Raw genomic sequence first — 19,179 nt, 5'->3', positions numbered from 1 at the left:
CCCGCCCCACCGCGACTCGGCGAGCCACTACTGGTGGCCGGCCCTGCTCAACTCCTCGCACACTCGACGCTCCTCTGGCCGCTACGATGCCGAGCGTGATCAAAGCAGTGGTGTTCGATGTAGGCGAGTGCCTGGTTGACGAGACACGCGAGTACGGCACCTGGGCCGACTGGCTCGGCATCCCGAGACACACGTTCGCCGCAATGTTCGGCGCCGTGATCGCACAGGGCCGGGACTACCGCGAGACCTTCCAAGTGTTCCGTCCCGGCTTCGATCTGTACGAGCAGCGCGCAGCCAGGGCCGCTGCCGGGCAGCCGGAGTGGTTCGGCGAGGACGACCTCTACCCGGATGTACGGCCCACATTCACCGCCCTCCGCCAGGCCGGTCTATGGCTCGGCATCGCCGGCAACCAGACCGTCAGGGCAGGCGGGCTTCTGCGCGAGCTCTTCAGCGAGGACGTCGACCTCATCGGCACCAGCGACGACTGGGGTGCCTCGAAACCGGATCCCGAGTTCTTCATCCGGGTGGGCAAGGCCGTCCCCTTCGAACCGCGCGAAATCCTCTATGTCGGCGATCGTTTGGACAACGACATCAAACCCGCGATCGCGGCCGGCATGCGCACCGCCCTGGTTCACCGCGGCCCGTGGGCCACCATCCAGTGGCGGACCGAGGAAGCCCGGAGCCTGCCGGATCTACGGCTCGGCACACTGGCGGATCTCCCGGAGAGCATCGCCAAGTTCAACGCTGCAGAGCACTGACAGTCGTACCCCACTGGTACAGGTGATCGTCCAGCTCGCGGACACACCGCTCGTGCCGCCATGCTGCCAGGGCCCGCCGCGCTTCCCTCACACGATCCATGCCCGTGGCATACCAGGTGAGGGAAAGCTGATCCAGCGCGAGTGCCGCGTACCGGCATGCTTCCTCCGGGCGGCCGACAGCGGCCTCGACCGCAGCGATGTCGGCGAGAATCACCCTGCGCTGCTTGGCGGATTCCGGGGGCAGGTCCTCGAGGACCTGCTGGAGGGTCTGCCTGGCTTGTGGTAAGTGCCCTGCCTTCAGCTGAGTGTTGCCCTTGAAGGCGGCGAGCCGGGTCTCGCTGAACCAGTCCAGCCACACAGGTGTGGGGTGGTCACCCCCTGCCCGGAGCATGTCCTCTGCGTGGCCGATGAGGTGGAGAGCAGTTCGGGGGGCTCCGCACAGCGTTTCACACTCGGCCTCGACGGCATCGAGCCATGCCAGGAAAAGCCCCGATGCACGACCGCGCCGGGCATACGTCCGTGCCGCCGTGAGCCGTTCGACCGCGTCCTCACGTCTGCGTGACCATCCCGGGATGAAGGCAGCATGGGCCAGGATCGCGCTGCCCATCAGTGCGTCATCGGCCTCGCCTGCTGCCTGCAACGCCCGGAGAAAGGTGTCTTGTGCCCTCTCCGGCTGCCGCATGTCGAAGAACTCGATCCGTCCAGCCAACAGGAACGACTCCGCGAGCGCCACAGCCACCCCGCGGCGGCAGCCCTGCCTGGTCTGGGGCAGCAGTGCACACCCGAGCCCTGCATGGGCAAGTACGGCCGGGTAAAGGGTTGCTGGGGCCACGCTCCAGTAGAGGTGGCGGTGCGCCTGAGTCACGGCCTCGAAATCCAGGCCTACGCTTGCGGGTTGCTCCACCGCAACGTTCTCGACGGGTACAGCTGCCAATTCCGTGGGGAAGCCGGACCCAGCAGTGAGACGCTGTTGCGCACGGCCCGGCTGTGCAGTTGCTGTCCCCCACGGCGGCGTGAAGCCGAGCCCCTCCAACGTCTGCCCGAGCAAGCGAGTCAGAACCTGGGCCACTTCCGGCTGCGGCCAAGGCGGTGCCGGCGATTCCCATCGGCGTACCTGTCTGACGCTCACTGCGACGCCGCGCAACCCCATTGCGTCGGCTTGGCGGGTGATGGCGTCACACAAGGCTTGCTGCGATCGATATCCGGCTGCGAGGCGCGCAGCCTTGAGGCGGATGTTTCCTGCGGGTCGCGACATGGCTACCTCCCGGAGCATCGTCACCGATATCTCTCGCCACGTCCTCGATACGACACACCATCACCCTCAGGGGCTCAACTGGGTCCTCTTCAGGTCCTCTTGGCGACCGTTCGAAGTCCTCGTGCGTGGCGCTCGGCAACGGAACACTGTGCAGCCATCCCGCATTACACGCTGAGGAGCCATGCCCCATGACTTACCCGAACAGTTCCGCAGACCCCACACTTTCCTACGGGCCAGCCCTCTGGCTCGTCTCGCGGGAACTGCGCCCGAGCGATGCCCGCGAGTCGTGGGCGAGGGGCATGACCGCCACGCTCAAGGTCGGCCTGCACTTCGACGTCGTCCAGCTCCCCTCCGGAATCGTGGAACGAGGCATCCACGGCATCAGGGACCGGGACGCGATCGAGAACCACTTCCGTACGACCGGCATCACCAGCGCCGTCATCGCCTCCCGCACGCAGACCCGGTACAGCCTGCTCGTTCCGCCGGGCACCTTCCGGGACTGGGCGACGCCGGGCACCCAGTGCATCGGCATCGAGCACCCCGTCAACTACCTCGGCGTGCCCGTACCCACACGCCGGGAACCACCAGGGGCGTACTGGCTCCTGCCCGCGCCGGAAGACGACCTCATGCTGTGCGCCCCGGCGAGCATCCGCGAGCTCGTCGGCAAGGCCAGCGACCGCCGGAGCCCGACGGGATGACCAAGCACTGCGCCTGGTGCAAGAAGACGGACACCCGGGCCACGGCGATCGACATCGTCGAGGGTGACCACGTGGCCAGAAAGATCTACGCCTGTGCCGGCTGCATGACGAGAGACGAACTCGTGCCGCTCCACGGCTCTGCAACCGACGGCCGCCCGACATCGCGGAGCCGCACCCCTTCTTGCGAACCCTGACTGCGAAGCGGCCCCTCGGCCTCACACCGTTCCCCCGCTCAGGCCCCCGCGTGCGTCACAACGCACACGTACGTAGGGGGCCGTTCACCGCCATCGCTGGGGAAGTCCAGCACGGCCGGGTAGGTCATCCTCGTGTCCGGGTACGACTCCGCGCAGTCCGGGACGCTGCTGTAGAACACAGACGTACCGCCCGCCTGAATCGCCTGCCCGTCTGCACCGACCAGATTCGCCCCGCATTGAAAGCCCGGTGCGTTCATGAGGAGCGTGGCGTACTTCCCGCTGCCGTCCTCACTGCCCGTCCATGCCAGGCAGTAGAGAGAGCCGGGGTCTCCGCCGGTGGCCGGCTCCGAGATGACGTGAATGGCTTGGAGGGGTGTGGGCCCGCCGCACAACCCCTCGATGTCGACGACGTGCCACGGTGCCCCTGGAGTGCAGACGGCAGTCTTCGGTTCGCAGCCGGCCGGACCGCTGGGCAACTTGTACGTCACGTGAAGGCACGACGGTGCTGTGCTCGCCGCGGGTAACGGCGTCGGGAGCGGGGAGCCGTCAGCGGCCTTGGCCCGCCCGGCTCCGTCAGCAGTGCGCGTGGCTTGGGGATGTGCTTCGACGTCGGCGACGCGGGCGTTCCCCGTCGGCTGACGTACGAGCAGCGCCGCACACGCGCCGATGACCACCGCGACCGCTCCCCCGGCCATCGCGGCCTTCCAAGGGAAGCGCTGAGGCGGATCGTCACCACGGATGACGGGGATGTTCTCGAGCGTGTCGCCGTTGTGGAAGGCGAGGACCTCATCCGGGCGCGGCGGTCTCTGCGGCGGTTGCGGCGTGCTCACTGCGTCCCCCCTGCTGCTGTGCGAGGGACCCACGGTAGGTCACCCATGGTTCAGGTGAGGCAAACTAGCGGGAATGACAACTCTGTTGGGCGTCCGCTCAGCCGCAGATCCGGTCCGCGAGGGCGCGGAAGACGAAGAAGTTCGGGATCAGGCGTACCGGCGTGACCGTGAGGCTGCTCCAACGGCCGGCGACGCGCAGCTTCACGTAGCCGTCCCGCACCGCGATCTCCTCGACCTGCTGCCACGGAACCGACTTACCGCCCGAGCCGATCTCCGCGGCCGTCAAGCACAGCGGGCCGAAGTCGAGCCGTTGCCCGGCATCGAGGCGGTCTTCGGCGTCCGCGACGACGACCGCATGGAGCAGGTCCACGCGGTCGTCGTCCCGGTGCCGGGCAGCGGCGTCGACGCGGAGCAGCTGCGCGAGATGGTCCGCGAGGAGCGGGGCACGATGTACGAACCGGCGAGCATCGTCTTCGCGGCGGCGCTGCCGCTGACGGATGCGGGCAAGCCGGACAAGAAGCGGCTACGGCAGGAGGCGGAAGTGGCGGCTTCCGCCTGAGGGTTGGCGAGGTCTTCCGTACACCGTCTGCCCGCCGGTCCAGGTGACCGGCGGGCAGAGGTCCCTCTACTTGCTCACTCCGCGTCGAGGGGACGGATGAACTCGAGCGTCCAGGTCTCCTGGAACTCGGGCTTGGGCGGCACCAGTTCGATCTGCGAGCCGCGGTATCCCGCGCGCAGGGCGAGGCCCTTGTCCGACAGGATCTTGACCCCGCCGAGAACCGTTTCGAACGTGAACTTCGCCCATTCCTCACGCGGAACGTTGTTCACCCAGAGCCTGTCCTCCGCGATGACGAGCCCGGCCCGGTCCTGCAGGGCGAGGCTGATCACGTACGGGGAGCCGGGCACGGGCTCGGCCGGCTGGATGGCCCACTCCTGCTCGATCGGGACGGGGTTGGCACGGTCGACGATGATGGGCGCACCGTACTTGACGGCGTGCTCCGTGGCCGTCACCTGGGCGCCGGGCCCGATGATGTGGGCGTGGATCCGGTAGACACCGGGCTTTACCGGGATGGGAGGCATGCGCGCGACTTCCTCTCACTCGGTTCCGCCGGCGGCGGGACACCGCCGGCCCACGCACCACCATCACGGCTGTGCCCGGCGCGGAGAAGGGCCGGATGCCGCCAAGTCCGATACGGCGCGGACTGCTCGTCCGCAAGTGCGAATCGGGTGCGCGGGGGTGCGCATTCGCTCACGCTGGTGTAAGTGCGTCACCACGGCGCCCCGTAAGGGGCGCGGGGCTGTGACATATGCGGCTCCGCCGCGCGGGCGCGATCAGCCACCGACGGCCTGCAGCCGACGCACCACCCCAGGGGTCCGGGGCACAGCTCCGAGAACCTCGGCTGCGGGCGCATCGTGGCTGATCGCGCAGTTCCCCGCGCCCCTTACGGGGCATCTAAGGTGCCCTCATGACCGAGGAGTCGACACCGCAGAGCGAGCAGCGGCGCCGCAGCCGCAGTTTCGGCGAGGTCGCCGAGATGTACGACGCTGCGCGCCTCCCGTACCCGGACCAACTGTTCGACGACGTCCTGGCGTTCGCCGGCCCGCAAGGGGCTCCCGCGCTGGAGATCGGCGCCGGGACCGGCAAGGCGGCGCTCGCCTTCGCCGCCCGCGGCGTGCCGCTGACGTGCATCGAGCCCGACCCGCGGATGGCGGAGCTGCTGTCGCGCAAGTGCGCGGACCTGCCGGAGGCCACGGTGACGGTGACGGTCGGCGAGTTCGAGACCTGGCACCCGGACCGCCGCTACGGCCTCCTGTACGCCGCGCAGGCCTGGCACTGGATCGACCCCGAGGTGCGCTGGGCACGCGCGCGTGAGGCGCTGTTGTGCCCCGGCGGGGCGATCGCCCTGTTCTGGAGCGACTGGCACGTGGTGGACGCCGCCCTCCGGGGCGGGCTGGTCGCCGCCCACGACCGGCACTTCGCGGAGACGTTCCCGGACGAATTCGTCGGCTCCCGCACGGGCGGCCCCGCCTCCTGGGTCCGCCAGGAACTGGCGGCCGACGGCGGCTTCGAGGACCTGGAGCAACGGACCTACACGTCCGTGCACGAGCGCTCCACCGCCGGTTTCATGGACCTGTTGTCCTCCCACTCCGCCTACCGCATCATGCCGGGCGGGAAGCGGGAGGCGCTGTTCGCGGAGGTGGAGCCGCTGGTAGCAGCACACGGCGACACGGTCCGCTTGGAGACGACGACGCGCCTGTTCCTGGCACGCACGGGCCCGTAGCGCCGACGGCACGGTGCAGCTGTTCAAATGCCCGGACCGACCTGGGAAAGGGCCGAGCCGGTTGGTACGTTGCGCGGGCACCGGAAGGAAACACATGAACGACGCCACCGGGCCCACCGGCTTCGAGGACACCCCCACGACCACCCTCGCCGACCTCCTCGGCCGCGGGCAGGTCATGGACACCGGCATCCGCCCGTTGTGGCCGTCGACGCCGCGCGTCGCCGGCCCGGCGTTCACCGTGCGGTGCCCTCCCGGCGACAACCTCATGCTGCACGCGGCCATCCACCGCGCGGAGCCCGGCTCGGTGATCGTCGTCGAGTCCGGGGACATGGACTACGCACTGGCCGGGGGCAACGTCTGCGCCGTCGCGCAGCGCCGGGGGATCGCGGCCTTCGTGGCCGACGGGGTCATCCGCGACCTCGCGGAGGTACGGGCGATGGGCTTCCCCGTCTTCGCCAGGGGTGTCATCCCGATCCCGGGCACGAAGGCGGCCGTGGAGCCGTTCAACGTGCCGGTGCGGTGCGGCGGGGTGCAGGTGCACGCCGGGGACGTCGTGGTGGCCGACGAGGAAGGCGTCGCGGTCGTCCCCCACGCCCGCCGGGAGCAGGTGCTCGCGGACGCCCGGGCGAAGTTGGCCAAGGAGTCGGCCGAATCCCTCGACATGTGGGAGGCGGCGCACCGCACCCGTATCGACGACATCCTGCGCGCGAACGGCTTCGAGGACTGAAGGGGCCTGAAGAGGCCTGAAGAGGACCGCGTTCGCCGGACGCCCCACGCCCGATCACGAGAGGTTTCCCGCATGCCTTTCATACGCGCCACGATCAGCAACCCCGAACTGGACCGCGCCACCCAGGAGTCCCTCGCCAAGGGCCTGACGGATCTGGCGGTCACCGCCCTGAACAAACCACTCGACCGGACGACCGTCCACGTCAACCTCGTGCCGGCCGAGCGCTACTACGTAGGGGGTGTGCCCGTCGACGGCGTCACGGGGGCGCATGTCGAGGTCAGTATCACGGCAGGCACCAACAGCGCGGCCGAAAAGGCCCGCTTCATCAGTGAGACGTACGAACTCCTGCGCAGCACACTCGGGTTGCTGCCTCCTGTTGCGGGCGTCGCCCTGTACGAAATGCATCCGGAGAGCTACGGCTACAACGGCGTGAGCCAGCTCGGGTTCCGCCCTCGTCAGCCTAGGCCTGTTGGCAATACCGGTCCGCGAGGGCGCGGAATACGAAGAGGTTCGGGATCCGGCGTACGGGCGTCATCGTGAGGCTGTTCCAGCGGCCGGCGACGCGCACCTTCACGTAGCCGTCCTGCACCGCGATCTCCTCGACCTGCTGCCACGGAACCGACTTGCCGCCGGAGCCGATCTCCGCGGCCGTCATCCACAGCGGGCCGAAGTCGAGCCGTTGCCCGGCATCGAGCCGGGCGAGCGCCTGGGGGAAACGGGCGACTGTCACGGCCCGTTGAATGGCCGGTCCCCACTCCTGGGGGTCGGCGAAGCCGCCGCGCAGGGTGACGCGCTCGCCGGTGGTGTCGGTCACCGTGTACGCGTAACTGATCTTGGTGGTCATGCCGTGGTACGTGTGCCGGATGTTGTCCTGCAGCACGTCGGTATCGGCGTAACGGACCGCCCGGACGTGCCCTCGGTGGGCGCTCGTGAATCCCCGCTCGTACAGGTCCAGCCGCGAACCTTCGTTGCGGTCGGCCGCGCGGCCGTAACGCGCGAGCGCAATCAGGCACACCACGAGCGGGGCGCCCAGGAGGAACAGCAGACCGGGACAGCCGGTCGCCACACAGATCACGGCCAGGGCCGCGAGGACCACGGTCACGACCTTGACCCGGCCCAGATGCCGGCGCTGCGCCGGGGCGATCGACGGATAGACGGCCTGGTGCCCTCCCAGCCCTTCTCGTACCGCCGGCTCATGGATGTCCCGTGCGAGTGCGTCCATGTCCCCCGTGGTCCCCCGTACCTCTGCGCAGCGGGCGATGTTCCCCATGGGCGCCAACTGGCCTGCGCCGACCAAAGTTTGAGCGCAGAGTGACAGTCGTCGATGAAATGGCCATGAATCGCAGCACCGTCACTGACGGACCGGCACCTATAGTCGATCACATGAACGAGAGGACCAACGTCGAGAAACTGAAGCGGAATCCGGCACTCACCGCGCTGTCACTGGTGGGCCTGCTGGCGATGTGCGGGCTGCTGACGTACGTGGCCTGGTTCACGGAATGGGGACAGTCGGGAACCCTCGGGAAGTGGATCACCGCGAAGTTCGCACTCAAGGCCGCCGTCTTCACCCCTGTCGGAGTCGTCGCCCTGATCGTCTGGTTCCGCTCACGCCGGAGCCGTCCCTGAGCCGGCCGTCCGCACGGACTGCCGTCACGAGCTAAGGAAACACCCCCGTGGAGAGGCTGGAGCGACTCCCGATGCTTCGGCGACGACTCGCGAACACAGGGGCCATCCGCAGATCTGCCCAGGGATCCTCAAGGCCGGCGACACGGTGTCAAGCGAGTCTGAGCTGGTCAAAGGTCGCCGAGCGACTCGACTTTGAGTGGCAAGGAGTGCTTGTGTGACAGGGTGGCGGTGGGAGAACTCGCCGCTGCGTACACGTATCCGGACCTGAGAGCGTGCAGGGGAGCAGCGACGGTGGCGATGCGGGAATTTTCGCTGGTGGACGGGCCGGTGGAGTTACGGGGTGCGCTGGACTCGGAGAGGACGCGGGCGGGGGTGATGCCTCGCAGGCTGCCCGCGTGGACCAAGGAGCAGTACCAGGATCCGTCGGTCTACGGGACGACGGTGATGCCTTCGGGGGTGCGGCTGGTGTTCCGCACCGATGCGCGTGAGCTGGAGTTCGAGGTACTCACCTCCACTGGGCAACTCGACACCGACCCCCAACCCCGTCCGACCGGGATGCTGGAACTGCTGGTCGACGGTGCTCATGCCGGGCGCCGGCAGGCACCGTTGGGCAATGTGGTGCGGATGGCGGGCCCCGGGGCCGCGCAGCGACTGGTCCCGGGGGAGCCGGGGATCGTACGGTTCGCCGGGCTGCCGGCCGGCATGAAGAACGTCGAGCTGTGGCTGCCGCAGCAGACTCCCACGGAACTGCTGGCACTCCGTGCTGACGGCGAGGTGCTGGCACCGCCGGCGGACGGTCGGCGTCGCTGGGTGCACCACGGCAGTTCCATCAGCCACTGCCTCGAAGCCGACGGCCCGACCGGCACCTGGCCGGTGGTGGCGGCTTCGCTCGGGGGAGTGGAGGTGATCAACCTCAGCCAGGCGGGCAACGACATGCTGGACCCCTATGTCGCCCGGACGATCCGCGATATGCCCGCCGACCTGATCAGCCTCAAGACAGGCATCAACATCGTGAGCCTGGCCGCCTTCCGGCTGCGGACGTTCGGCCCGGCGGTGCACGGATTCCTGGACACGATCCGGGACGGTCACCCGGACACCCCGCTGCTGCTGATGTCCCCGGTGAGCTGTCCGGCACTCGAGGCGACTCCCGGCCCGACCGCGATGGGCCCGGACGGGAAAGTCAGGGCCCTGGGCGACCCGGCCGATGTGGCCCGTGGGGCGTTGTCGCTGGAGGTGGTTCGTGGCGAACTGGACCGAATCGTTGCGGCCCGGCGAGCACACGATCCCCACCTGCACTATCTCGACGGACGCGAACTGCTCGGCCCGGACGAGGTGGACGACCTCGCCGACGGCCTGCACCCCACCGCCGCCGCATACCGCCGGATGGGGAAACGCTTCGCCGCACACGCCTTCGCCGAAGACGGCCCGTTCCGCTGAGTGACCGGGGCTCCGTACCTGCACAGGGTTCGGAGCCCATCAGCGTGCGCGGCGAGAGTGGCCTGGCACGCGACGGCCCCTCAGCTCGATTGAGCTGAGGGGCCGAATTCGCTGTCTGCCTGCGGCTACTCAGATGTGGGCACAGACGGATTCGAACCGCCGACATCTGCTTTGTAAGAGCAGCGCTCTACCGCTGAGCTATGCGCCCTCGCACGAACAGACACCCTACATGGCCGGGACCGTTCCCCGGCAAACCTGATCATGATGCCCCAGGTGGGGAAAACCCCACCCCGTACCCGGTAGCGCACCGGATCCCGTTCCCGGGCCTCCGTCCCTAGGGTCGTGGACACCGGCCGGGCCGAGCCGGGCCCTGCCGGGCCGGCCCCGCCGCGTCCCCACCCGCCCCGAACGGAGTTCGCCATGTTTCCCCACACCGCCGTCGTCCGCACCTCGATCGTGATCAGTGGCGTTCTGGTCGCCGGTGCCGCCCTCAGCGGGTGCGGGGCCAGTGCCGAGAATGCCGCACCCGAGGACCGGACGTTCACGGTCCGTGGGCAGGAGCTCACCGTGGACACCGACGATTCCGCCGTCGAGCTCGTCGGCGACAGTGGCGGCGGCAAGGACGTGAAGGTGACGCGGTGGTTCGACGGGTGGGCCATGGGCGGATCGGCGGGGGCCACGTGGAGCATGGACGGGGACACCCTCAAGCTGCGGATGCACTGCCGGGGGATCAGTGTCGGGTGCGACGCCAAGCACCGGATCGAGGTGCCGCGCGGGATCGCGGTGCACGTCAAGGACAAGAACGGCTCCGTCGACGCCCACGGTTTCGACAGTGACCTGAAGATCGGCACCGGCAACGGGTCCGTCGACGTGCGCGACTCCTCCGGCCGGCTCGAGGTCGGCACGTCCAACGGGCGCGTGACCGCCGACGGCATCCGTTCCCGGCAGGTGTCGGTCACCAGCAGCAACGGGTCCATCCGGCTCGGGCTGCAGCAGGTGCCCGACCGGGTCGGGACGAAGAGCGACAACGGCTCCACCCGCATCGCCCTCCCCCGCGCCGCCTACAACGTCGATACGCACGCGGGCAACGGGCGCGTCAGCGTCGATGTCCCCCGCGACGCCTCCAGCGCGCACGCGGTGACCGCCCGCAGCAACAACGGGAGCATCACCGTCACCACCGGGTGAGCCTCTGGCCGATCCGCCCGCCGAGTCGGCCCCGTCCTGGCAGGTGGGACAATAGCCCTCGGGCCTGGGGAGACTCACCGGAGAGGGCAGACGGCAACGTGACGGCGACCTTCGCGCAATCCATGAGGCACGCAGGGCGGTCCGTTCGCGAGACCGCCGGGCTCGTGCTGCTTCCGCTTCCGCTCGCCGCCCTCGCCCTCGCCTCCTTCGCGGGCGGCGGCACGCGCCGCTGGGGCTGGGGCCGTGGCAGCGAGGCGCAGCGCGCCGACGCCCAGGCCGCGAAGGATGCGGCCGCCGCCGCGTTCTACGAGCTCGACACCGCCCAGCGCGAACTCCGCATCTCCATCGAGACGATCACCGCGGTGGACTCCTCCCCCGCAGCCCGCAAGGCGGCCGCCGACTTCGAGGCGTTCGGGCAGCGGATCGACGAGGTGTCGCATTCCTACATCGGTGCCGTCGATGCGCATGATCTTGATCGGGAGGATCTGGAAGCCTCCGCCGCCTCCCGCGCCCGTGCCGATCTCACGCGGGCCAAGGACGAGCTCGTCCGCGTCAAGGGCGACCTGGAGCGGTTCGGGCAGAGTCTCGGGCCGCTGCTCGCGAGAGCCGAGAGCGAGCTGGCGCGGGTCGCCCCGGCGGTGGAGCGGGCCCGGCAGGGGCTGCTCGCCGCGAGCAACGCGCTGGACGCCGCACGGGCCTCGGGGCTGCGCGCCGACGATCTGGCCGCCCGGCTGGCCGCCCTCTCCCCCGAGCTGACCCTGCTCAACCAGGGTGCCGGGCAGCACGGCGTGCGCGAGACCGTCGAGCGCGCGGAGCGGGTGCTGCGCGAGGCCGAGGCCATCGGCCAAGAGGCCGGTCAACTGCCGCAGAAGGCCGCGGAGATCGACAAGCGGCTCGTCTCGCTGCGCACCCGCGCCCAGGCGCTCACCACGCGCGCGGGCGCCGTCGGCCCCGTCCTCAGCGAGCTGCGCCGCCGGTACAGCGCGGCGTGCTGGCAGGACCTGCAGCAGGTGCCGGACGAGGCCGCGCGGGCCGTGGACCGGGCCGAGCAGGTGCTGCGCGAGGCGCAGGAGGCGCGGGACGAGCAGCGCTGGGCGGACGCGACGGCCCGGCTGGCGACGGTGCGGGCACTGCTGAGCACCACGGACGAGGCCGTGTCCGCGGCCGGCGAGCGGCTGCGGCGGCTGGACGAGGTGTCCTTCGACCACCGCCGGGAGGTCGAGCGCACCCGCTTCGCCGTGCGCGACGCACAGCGGCTGGCGATGGCCGGGCGCAGCACGCCCGACCCGCGGCACGCCCAGCCGCTCGACGCGGCGGTGGAGCGGCTGGAGCGCGCGGTCGCGGGGCTGGAGGGGCGGCACCCGGACTGGTGGCGGTTCCTCACGGAGACGGAGGCCGTGCGCGAGGTCGCGGCCGGGGTGGTGCAGGCGATCCGGGACGAGCGGGGGCTGGGGCACTGACACCCCGGCTGACTATGCTGCGGGCATGCCTCGTTATGAATACCGGTGCAAGGCCTGCGGTGACACGTTCGAGCTGACCCGGCCGATGGCCGAGTCGTCCGACCCGGCCGTGTGCCCTGCCGGGCACGGGGACACCGTGAAGCTGCTGTCGACCGTCGCCGTGACCGGCAGCGCCGGCCCGGCCCCGCAGGGCGGGGGCGGGGGATGCTGCGGGGGCGGCTGCTGCGGCTAGGGCGTGTCCGATGGGTCGGTGCAGGCCCTGCGGTGTCTGGTGCGGTGCATCGCAAGGCGGAGCATCTCCCGCGTACTGGGCGTACTCGGGTGATGCGACAACGCGGCGAGGCGCCGTACCAGGCGCCGCAGGGCCTGTGCCGACCCATCGGACACGCCCTAGGTGTATTGATCACGAGCGTTGTTGACAGCTGTGGGTCTTGAGCATGGCGAAGACCTCCGGTGTGGTGGAGGTGTCGAGTCTTCACCGCACGGAGGTCTTCGTGTCCCACCGTAATGCCCGGCTGACCGTTCACGGCAGACGGATCCTGATTGAACGGGTCTGTTCCGGACGCCCCGTTGCACATGTCGCAGCGGAGATGGGCATCTCGCGGACGACAGCTCACAAATGGGTCCGCCGGTGGCGGGCCGAGGGCGAGCCGGGACTGCGGGACCGCTCCAGCAGGCCGCGCACGACCCCGCACCGCACGCCCGCCGCCGTCGAAGCCCGGGTATGCGAGCTGAGAACGACACGGAAGCTGGGCCCGGCCCGGATCGGTCCGATCCTGGGCCTGCCCACCTCGACCGTGCACCGGATACTCACCCGTCACGCACTGCACCGGCTGGCCTGGATCGACCGGCCCACCGGCCAGGTCATCCGCCGCTACGAACGCGAACGTCCCGGCGAGCTGATCCACGTGGACGTTAAGAAGCTCGGGCGTATCCCCGACGGCGGCGGACACAAGGCCCTGGGCCGCCAGGCCGGCCGCACCACCCGCAGCGGTATGGGATTCGACTACATCCACTCCGCCGTCGACGACCACTCCCGCCTGGCCTACAGCGAGATCCACCCCGACGAGAAGGTCGCGACCTGCGCGGGTTTCCTCACCCGCGCGGCCACGTTCTTCCACGCGCACGGCATCACCCGGATCGAGCGGGTGCTCACGGACAACGCCTGGGCCTACCGCAAGGGCCTGGCCTGGAGACAGGCCCTGGCCGACCTCGGCGCGGCCGGCAAGCTCACCCGCGCCTACCGGCCCCAGACCAACGGCAAGGTCGAACGCTTCAAGTGCGCCACGAGGCGCCCGGTCGTATCCCCGGTATAGCCGGGAGGAATTCGGAGGGATATTCCTGGGTCTGATGGCTTACCTGGATCCGAAAGGTGAAGGGGACCGTAGCATGCCAGCTAACCAGAGGCCGGGTCCAGACGTCAGGGACGGTGCTCTGGGGGACCCGCGTGATATGGCGAAAGCTGAATTGCCTGAACCCTAATCTCCAGGAGATGGAAGTTCGCATCCACCGGAAAGACGTCCGAAACCGGTGCCGGTCCTGCGGTCGCGGTGAAAGAAGGCCAAGCAACCTCCGGGACAGGGAGCGATGCCCAGTGAGGGCATTTAAGGAGATGAGTGGGGCGCCTACGTCACGCTATTACGTACGACAGGGACGAACGTGGGATCGCCTAACGGGCGCGAGCCCTATGGTGACGGAGGGGCCGTAGTAGTCGCCGGAGTAACGACCGGCCAGGGAGGGCGGGAAAGCCGTCTACATTCGGGCGAAGGGCCCCAGGTGATCGGACACCCGAAGTCGGGAGGTATGCGAAATGCAGAGCGCCGAGACGGTGTTGGGTGTCCTGCGTGAGCGCGGCAGACGCGGTCTGCCGTGTGAGGAACTGTATCGACAGCTGTTCAACCCGCAGTTGTATCTGCTGGCCTACGGGCGCATCTATGCCAACAAGGGTGCGATGACGCCTGGGGTCACGCAGGAAACCGTGGACGGCATGTCCGTGCGGAAGATCGACCGCATCATTGATGCGATGCGCCACGAGCGTTATCGATTCCGCCCGGTGAGGCGAGTTCATATCCCGAAGAAACAGAGCGGAAATACTCGGCCTCTAGGTCTGCCAACGTGGACGGATAAATTAGTAGGCGAAGTGATGCGTCTCCTCTTGGAGGCTTACTACGAGCCTGCCTTCTCCGATCGCTCCCACGGCTTCCGGCCAGGAAAGGGCTGCCACACCGCGCTGCGGGAGGTGGCCAACACCTGGACCGGAACAACCTGGTTTATTGAGGGCGACATCGCCGACTGCTTCGGGAGCCTCGACCATGAGGTCACGCTCCGGTTGCTGGGCGAGAAGGTCCATGACCAGCGGTTCCTGCGGCTGGTGCGCAACATGCTCGAGGCCGGATACCTGGAGGACTGGGTCTGGAACGCGACACTCAGCGGGGCTCCGCAGGGCGGCGTCGTTTCCCCCGTGATCTCCAATATTTACCTGCACAAGCTGGACGAGTTCGTCGAGAAATCCCTGATTCCTGAATACACCCGAGCGAAGCTCCGAGCGCGTAATCCGGAGTATCGGAAGGTGGAGCAAGCGATCGTACGTGCCCGCCGGCGAGGTGACCGTGCTGAAGTGCGGTCCCTCTATCGGAGGTTGCATAGTCTCCCGAGCCAGGATCCGAATGATCCGAACTATCGGAGACTGCGCTACGTGCGGTATTGCGATGACACCTTGCTCGGGTTTGTCGGGCCGAAGGCCGAAGCCGAGGAAGTGAAGCAGCGGATCGCGAAGTTCCTGCGTGATGATCTCAAGCTGGAACTGTCGCAGGAGAAGACGCTGATCACTCATGCCCGCACCAAGAGGGCGAAGTTCCTCGGCTACGAGATCTCAGTAGCAAGCATGAACCAGAAAACGAGACGGCCATCGGCAAGCGACCGGCGAAACCGCCGGTCTGTATGCGGAACGGTAGTCCTGCATGTGCCTGCCTCTGTGGTCAAGGCCAAGAGCGTCCCGTACTTGTCGCGCGGAAAACCCGCGTGCCGAAACCCTCTCGTCAACGAGACCGACTACGTCATCGTGGGCAAATATGGGATCGAGTACCGGGGCATTGTCCAGTACTACCTCCTGGCCAGTGATGTCCAGCGGCTTCACCGGCTGCGCTGGGTCATGGAGACCTCCATGCTCAAGACCCTGGCAAGAAAGCACGGCTCGTCGGTGACGAAGATGGCGGCCCGCTTCAAGGCCAAGATCACGACGCCGCACGGGCCACGCACGTGCTTCGAGGCCACCTTGGCGCGAGACAACAGGAGAGAACTGGTCGCCCGCTTCGGGGGAATTCCTCTCAAGCGGCAGAAGACGGCAGAGTTGACCGACCGTCTGACCGGTCCGGTCTATCCGCATAAAGAGCTGATCCGTCGGCTCGCTGCGAATAGATGCGAGCTCTGCAAGCAGCCGGGCGAGGTGGAAGCCCACCACGTCAAGTCGCTCGACAAGCTCCAACAGGCCGGTGACGCATCCTCCGATTGGGTGAAGATGATGGTCGCGCGCCGCCGCAAGTCCATTGTGGTCTGCGGCAGTTGTCACGACCGCATCCATCAGAGGAAACCGACTGCAACGCGCACGCAGTAGTCACTGGAGAGCCGTGCTGCCCGGAAACGGGCATGGCCGGTTCGGTGGGAGGCCGGACGGAAAAGGACCTGTTCAGCAGGCACCTCGTCGTCCGGCCGACCCTACCCGCACCCTGCTCGACGAATGGGCCTATCTGCGGCCCTACACCAGCAACGACGAACGCACCGCAGTCCTGGCAGACTTCCTCCACACCTACAACCACCACCGATGCCACACCGCACTCGGAGGCGAGCCACCCATCACCCGCGTCAACAACCCTGCGGGTCAATACACCTAGGGCGTGTCCGGCGAAGGGTGACGGCCTGCCTCTGGTCCGTCAGTCCCCACCGTCCCGGGCCGGCGCTCCGGCCCGGATCGGAGCGCCGGCCCGATGCAGGTGCCGCAGTGCTTCCGCGTACGAGGCGATGAATCCCGTCTCGTGGTACGCGATTCCCAGCTCCGCGCAGTAGGCGCGCACCAGGGGCTGTGCCCGGCGCAGATGAGGAGTCGGCATGCTGGGAAAGAGATGGTGCTCGATCTGGTAGTTGAGCCCGCCGAGTGCGATGTCGGTGAACCATCCGCCCCGTATGTTCCGGGACGTCAGCACCTGCCGCCGGAGGAAGTCCGGCCGCTGGTCACCGGTGAAGGTGGGCATTCCCTTGTGGTTGGGAGCGAAGGCGCAACCCAAGTAGACGCCGAACAGCCCCTGGTGGACGAGGAGAAAGACGACCGCTTTACCCGGAGGCAGAACGAGGAACAGCACGCCCAGGTACCCGGCGAGGTGCACGCACAACAGCACCGCCTCGAGCCCGCGTCGCTTCACGGCCGTCGAACGCAGGCCCCGGAAGCTCGCCACATGCAGGTAGAAGCCCTCCAGGAAGATCAGCGGGAAGAAGAGATACGCCTGGCGGCGGCCGATGAAGCGGGGCAGCCCCGTGCTCTTCTCCGCCTGGTTCTGTGACCACACCAGGACATCCGGAACAACATCCGGATCCAGTTCCTCGTGGTTGGGATTCGCGTGGTGACGCGTGTGCTTGTCCATCCACCAGCCGTAGCTCATTCCGATGGCGAGATCGGCGCATATCCGTCCGCCGATCTCACTGGGCCGCCGCAGCCGGAATACCTGCCGATGCGCAATGTCGTGGGTGACAAAGGCGACTTGCCCGAAGACCAGGGCCATGAACGCGGCCACCGCCAGCTGCCACCAGCTGTCGCCGACGGCGGCGAAGACCAGCCACCCCGCCACGAACGCTCCCGCGACCAGTGTCAGCCGGACCGCGTGGTAGACGGGGCAGCGCCGCATCAGCCCTGCCGACGCGATGCGCCGGGAGAGCTGCGCGAAGTCACTGCCACCCGGGTGTCCGCCGGCAGATCCGGGGGAGCCGGTGTCCGCCGGCAGGCATGGGGCGGCGGACGGGGACGGGAGCGGGGGAGCAGTCATGCCGGAAACGTACAACCGGAATTCCCGCCCCCGGCGTCCCACAAGAAGGAACCCCCTGTGCGGAAGGTGAATGCGGAATCCACTTTGGGAATCCTTGTCACCGGCCCGCTTCCAAGGATTCCGGGAGAGGGAGGAATTCACCGGCCGAAGCCCGGGGCGAAGCCCCCGGCCCCTCACCCCACGCGCCGCGCCAGCGTCACCCCGTCCGCCACCGTCAGCATCACGCTCTCCATCCGGCTGTCCTTCGCCGCGTGTGCGTTGAACGCGCGGACGTCGGCCCCCGGCCCGGCCGTCACCGACGGGTCGACGACCGTTCCGTTGAACAGGACGTTGTCGACCACCAGCAGGCCGCCCACGCGCAGCCGCGGGACGATCTCCTCCCAATAGGCGATGTAGCCGTCCTTGTTGGCGTCCAGGAACGCCAGGTCCAGGTGCGGCTCGGCCGGCAGGGCCCGCAGGGAGTCCAGGGCGGGGGCGATGCGCAGCTCGATGCGGTCCGCGACGCCCGCCTCGGCCCAGGCCCGGCGGGCATGGGCCGTCCACTCCTCCGAGATGTCGAGGGTGATCAGCCGGCCCTCGCCCGGCGGCAGCGCCCGGGCCATGGACAGCGCGGACAGGCCGGTGAAGGTGCCGACCTCCAGGAGCTGCCGGGCGCCCGTCAGGCGGACCAGGAAGGGCAGCAACGCGGCCTGTTCCTTCGGGATCTGCTTGACCGCGACGTCCGGCAGCGTGTCGTGCGTGAACTCGACCAGGGCGCTCTGCACCGCGTCCAGCGGCGGGTTGTGGGCCAGGACGTACGCGTACAGCTCGGGCGTGAGCACATTGTTCTTCAACTCGGGCACGACGTCTCCTCGTTGTGACGACTGCAGGCCGTCCACGAGATTACGTGCACGCCGCAGCGAAGGCCCGCGCAATTTCCTCCCCCGCCGTCGCACCCCGCGCCTCCAGCGCCGTGACGTGCGGCGCCGTCCAGTCCAGATCGGCGAGTTCGCCGTGGCCGGGGCGCCAGGCGCGGTCCGCCGCGAGCAGCAGGTCGGCGTCGAGCAGGGAGTCGCCCGCGGCCAGTACCGCGGCGGCGCCGGTGCGGCGGGCGATCTCGGCGACGGCCGCGCTCTTGGTGAGCGGCTTCGGCACGGCGTAGAGCTTGCGGCCCTGGAGGGACACCGTCCAGCCCTGCTCCGCCGCCCACGCCTCCAGTTCCCCGACCCATGTGCCGGGCAACTGCCCGCGCTCCACGACGAGATACGCGAAGAGGTCCTCGGCGACGCGCTCCTTGAGCAGCCACGCCGGGTCCGCGGTGCGCAGCAGCCGCGTACGGACCTCCGCCAGCGGGGCGCACTCGGCGGCCAGCCTCCGCCGCACCGCCGCGTGCCAGCCGGCGTCCGGCTCGCCGTCGACCAGCAGCTGCCCGCCGTTCGCGCAGACCGCGAACCGCGGTGCCGGGCCGGGCAGCCGGACACGGCCGTACTGCTCGCGCGTACGGGTAGTCGTCGGGACGAAGACGGCGGTACGGGCCACCTCGGCCAGCAGCGCGGCGGCCGTGCGCGTCATGTACGACAGCGGTCTGTCCTCGTACGTCTCCACGCACACCAGAGGCGACTCGGTCTCGGCGAGGCCCAGCGCCGCCTCCGAGTAGATGAGGGTGCGGTCGAGGTCGCTGGCGACCAGCATCGGTGTCACGGCGATCGGCGTCG

Annotated in this window: 21 protein-coding genes, 1 tRNA gene and 2 pseudogenes; 15 read left to right on the top strand and 9 right to left on the bottom strand. The window is 68.8% G+C overall.

Annotated elements, in window-relative coordinates; genetic code table 11:
• The first annotated feature begins 86 nt into the window (after nucleotides 1-86).
• Nucleotides 87-758: an HAD family hydrolase gene (locus ACMATS_RS26840; RefSeq protein WP_414169339.1), complete on the top strand. Its 672-nt coding sequence runs from the start codon at nucleotides 87-89 to the stop codon at nucleotides 756-758.
• Here ACMATS_RS26840 and ACMATS_RS26835 read toward each other — a convergent pair.
• The gene (locus tag ACMATS_RS26835; protein ID WP_414169338.1) at nucleotides 739-2,013 is read right to left on the bottom strand and encodes a transcriptional regulator; all 1,275 of its coding nucleotides are present in this window, start codon (nucleotides 2,011-2,013) and stop codon (nucleotides 739-741) included. The two genes, ACMATS_RS26840 and ACMATS_RS26835, sit on opposite strands and share 20 nt — an antisense overlap.
• Nucleotides 2,014-2,201: 188 nt before the next feature.
• On the opposite strand from ACMATS_RS26835, the gene ACMATS_RS26830 reads away from it, so the two are divergent.
• Nucleotides 2,202-2,711 (top strand): hypothetical protein, encoded by a 510-nt coding sequence (locus ACMATS_RS26830; protein WP_390777873.1) that lies wholly within the window; start codon nucleotides 2,202-2,204, stop codon nucleotides 2,709-2,711.
• On the top strand, nucleotides 2,708-2,905 hold the full coding sequence (locus ACMATS_RS26825; RefSeq protein WP_414169337.1) for a hypothetical protein: 198 nt from the start codon (nucleotides 2,708-2,710) through the stop codon (nucleotides 2,903-2,905). Before ACMATS_RS26830 ends, ACMATS_RS26825 begins: the two co-directional genes overlap by 4 nt.
• A 38-nt stretch (nucleotides 2,906-2,943) precedes the next feature.
• Here ACMATS_RS26825 and ACMATS_RS26820 read toward each other — a convergent pair whose 3' ends face one another.
• Entirely contained in the window at nucleotides 2,944-3,735 is a 792-nt protein-coding gene (locus tag ACMATS_RS26820; RefSeq protein WP_414169336.1) for a hypothetical protein, read from the bottom strand.
• A gap of 97 nt (nucleotides 3,736-3,832) precedes the next feature.
• Nucleotides 3,833-4,105, bottom strand: a complete 273-nt coding sequence (locus ACMATS_RS26815) for a DUF6585 family protein (RefSeq protein ID WP_414169335.1) — start codon at nucleotides 4,103-4,105, stop codon at nucleotides 3,833-3,835.
• On the opposite strand from ACMATS_RS26815, the gene ACMATS_RS26810 reads away from it, so the two are divergent.
• The gene (locus tag ACMATS_RS26810; RefSeq protein WP_414169334.1) at nucleotides 4,091-4,294 is read left to right on the top strand and encodes an AMP-binding enzyme; all 204 of its coding nucleotides are present in this window, start codon (nucleotides 4,091-4,093) and stop codon (nucleotides 4,292-4,294) included. The genes ACMATS_RS26815 and ACMATS_RS26810 overlap by 15 nt on opposite strands.
• A gap of 74 nt (nucleotides 4,295-4,368) precedes the next feature.
• On the opposite strand, the gene ACMATS_RS26805 is transcribed toward ACMATS_RS26810, so the two are convergent.
• Nucleotides 4,369-4,815 carry a hypothetical protein gene (locus ACMATS_RS26805; protein ID WP_390777878.1) on the bottom strand — a complete coding sequence of 149 codons (447 nt, stop codon included), beginning with the start codon at nucleotides 4,813-4,815 and terminating at the stop codon, nucleotides 4,369-4,371.
• Between the two features lie 386 nt (nucleotides 4,816-5,201).
• Between ACMATS_RS26805 and ACMATS_RS26800 the strand changes: the two genes are divergently transcribed.
• The 3 genes from ACMATS_RS26800 to ACMATS_RS26790 all read left to right on the top strand — a co-directional run bounded on the left by ACMATS_RS26800 (nucleotide 5,202) and on the right by ACMATS_RS26790 (nucleotide 7,284).
• Nucleotides 5,202-6,017, top strand: a complete 816-nt coding sequence (locus ACMATS_RS26800; protein ID WP_390777879.1) for a class I SAM-dependent methyltransferase — start codon at nucleotides 5,202-5,204, stop codon at nucleotides 6,015-6,017.
• A gap of 94 nt (nucleotides 6,018-6,111) precedes the next feature.
• Complete coding sequence (locus ACMATS_RS26795; protein ID WP_414169333.1) at nucleotides 6,112-6,744, top strand: RraA family protein; 633 nt, start codon at nucleotides 6,112-6,114, stop codon at nucleotides 6,742-6,744.
• Between the two features lie 72 nt (nucleotides 6,745-6,816).
• Nucleotides 6,817-7,284 (top strand): tautomerase family protein, encoded by a 468-nt coding sequence (locus tag ACMATS_RS26790; protein WP_414169332.1) that lies wholly within the window; start codon nucleotides 6,817-6,819, stop codon nucleotides 7,282-7,284.
• Here ACMATS_RS26790 and ACMATS_RS26785 read toward each other — a convergent pair.
• The gene (locus tag ACMATS_RS26785; protein ID WP_414169331.1) at nucleotides 7,205-7,966 is read right to left on the bottom strand and encodes a DUF6585 family protein; all 762 of its coding nucleotides are present in this window, start codon (nucleotides 7,964-7,966) and stop codon (nucleotides 7,205-7,207) included. The two genes, ACMATS_RS26790 and ACMATS_RS26785, sit on opposite strands and share 80 nt — an antisense overlap.
• Before the next feature lie 161 nt (nucleotides 7,967-8,127).
• Between ACMATS_RS26785 and ACMATS_RS26780 the strand changes: the two genes are divergently transcribed.
• A complete protein-coding gene (locus tag ACMATS_RS26780) occupies nucleotides 8,128-8,370 on the top strand; it encodes a hypothetical protein (RefSeq protein WP_414169330.1) in 243 nt (80 codons plus the stop codon).
• A gap of 297 nt (nucleotides 8,371-8,667) precedes the next feature.
• A complete protein-coding gene (locus ACMATS_RS26775; protein ID WP_414170803.1) occupies nucleotides 8,668-9,807 on the top strand; it encodes a GDSL-type esterase/lipase family protein in 1,140 nt (379 codons plus the stop codon).
• 136 nt (nucleotides 9,808-9,943) lie between these two features.
• On the opposite strand, the gene ACMATS_RS26770 is transcribed toward ACMATS_RS26775, so the two are convergent.
• Nucleotides 9,944-10,015, bottom strand: a tRNA-Val gene (locus ACMATS_RS26770).
• Between the two features lie 212 nt (nucleotides 10,016-10,227).
• On the opposite strand from ACMATS_RS26770, the gene ACMATS_RS26765 reads away from it, so the two are divergent.
• The 6 genes and pseudogenes from ACMATS_RS26765 to ACMATS_RS26740 form a co-directional block, all read left to right on the top strand.
• Nucleotides 10,228-10,992: a DUF4097 family beta strand repeat-containing protein gene (locus ACMATS_RS26765; protein ID WP_414169329.1), complete on the top strand. Its 765-nt coding sequence runs from the start codon at nucleotides 10,228-10,230 to the stop codon at nucleotides 10,990-10,992.
• A gap of 122 nt (nucleotides 10,993-11,114) precedes the next feature.
• Nucleotides 11,115-12,452, top strand: a complete 1,338-nt coding sequence (locus tag ACMATS_RS26760; RefSeq protein ID WP_391151497.1) for a hypothetical protein — start codon at nucleotides 11,115-11,117, stop codon at nucleotides 12,450-12,452.
• A 25-nt stretch (nucleotides 12,453-12,477) separates the two neighbouring features.
• Nucleotides 12,478-12,684: an FmdB family zinc ribbon protein gene (locus tag ACMATS_RS26755; RefSeq protein WP_414169328.1), complete on the top strand. Its 207-nt coding sequence runs from the start codon at nucleotides 12,478-12,480 to the stop codon at nucleotides 12,682-12,684.
• 262 nt (nucleotides 12,685-12,946) lie between these two features.
• A pseudogene (locus ACMATS_RS26750) lies at nucleotides 12,947-13,726 on the top strand (IS481 family transposase); the annotation flags it as partial.
• A 536-nt stretch (nucleotides 13,727-14,262) separates the two neighbouring features.
• Nucleotides 14,263-16,065: a reverse transcriptase domain-containing protein gene (locus tag ACMATS_RS26745; RefSeq protein WP_414168149.1), complete on the top strand. Its 1,803-nt coding sequence runs from the start codon at nucleotides 14,263-14,265 to the stop codon at nucleotides 16,063-16,065.
• A gap of 103 nt (nucleotides 16,066-16,168) precedes the next feature.
• Nucleotides 16,169-16,342: pseudogene (locus tag ACMATS_RS26740) on the top strand (integrase core domain-containing protein); the annotation flags it as partial.
• Between the two features lie 39 nt (nucleotides 16,343-16,381).
• Here ACMATS_RS26740 and ACMATS_RS26735 read toward each other — a convergent pair.
• From ACMATS_RS26735 to ACMATS_RS26725, 3 genes are all read right to left on the bottom strand, one after another.
• Nucleotides 16,382-17,485, bottom strand: coding sequence for a fatty acid desaturase family protein (locus ACMATS_RS26735; RefSeq protein WP_414169327.1), 1,104 nt, complete (start codon nucleotides 17,483-17,485; stop codon nucleotides 16,382-16,384).
• Nucleotides 17,486-17,658: 173 nt separating this feature from the next.
• Nucleotides 17,659-18,327, bottom strand: coding sequence for an O-methyltransferase (locus tag ACMATS_RS26730; protein ID WP_390777905.1), 669 nt, complete (start codon nucleotides 18,325-18,327; stop codon nucleotides 17,659-17,661).
• A gap of 40 nt (nucleotides 18,328-18,367) precedes the next feature.
• Nucleotides 18,368-19,156 carry an HAD family hydrolase gene (locus tag ACMATS_RS26725; protein ID WP_414170802.1) on the bottom strand — a complete coding sequence of 263 codons (789 nt, stop codon included), beginning with the start codon at nucleotides 19,154-19,156 and terminating at the stop codon, nucleotides 18,368-18,370.
• Between the last annotated feature and the right edge of the window lie 23 nt (nucleotides 19,157-19,179).

This window comes from Streptoverticillium reticulum (assembly GCF_047456005.1).
GTDB classification, from domain to species: Bacteria; Actinomycetota; Actinomycetes; order Streptomycetales; family Streptomycetaceae; genus Streptomyces; species Streptomyces reticulum.
Note: the sequence above shows the minus strand (reverse complement) of the source record. Positions and strands in the feature narration are given on the sequence as shown.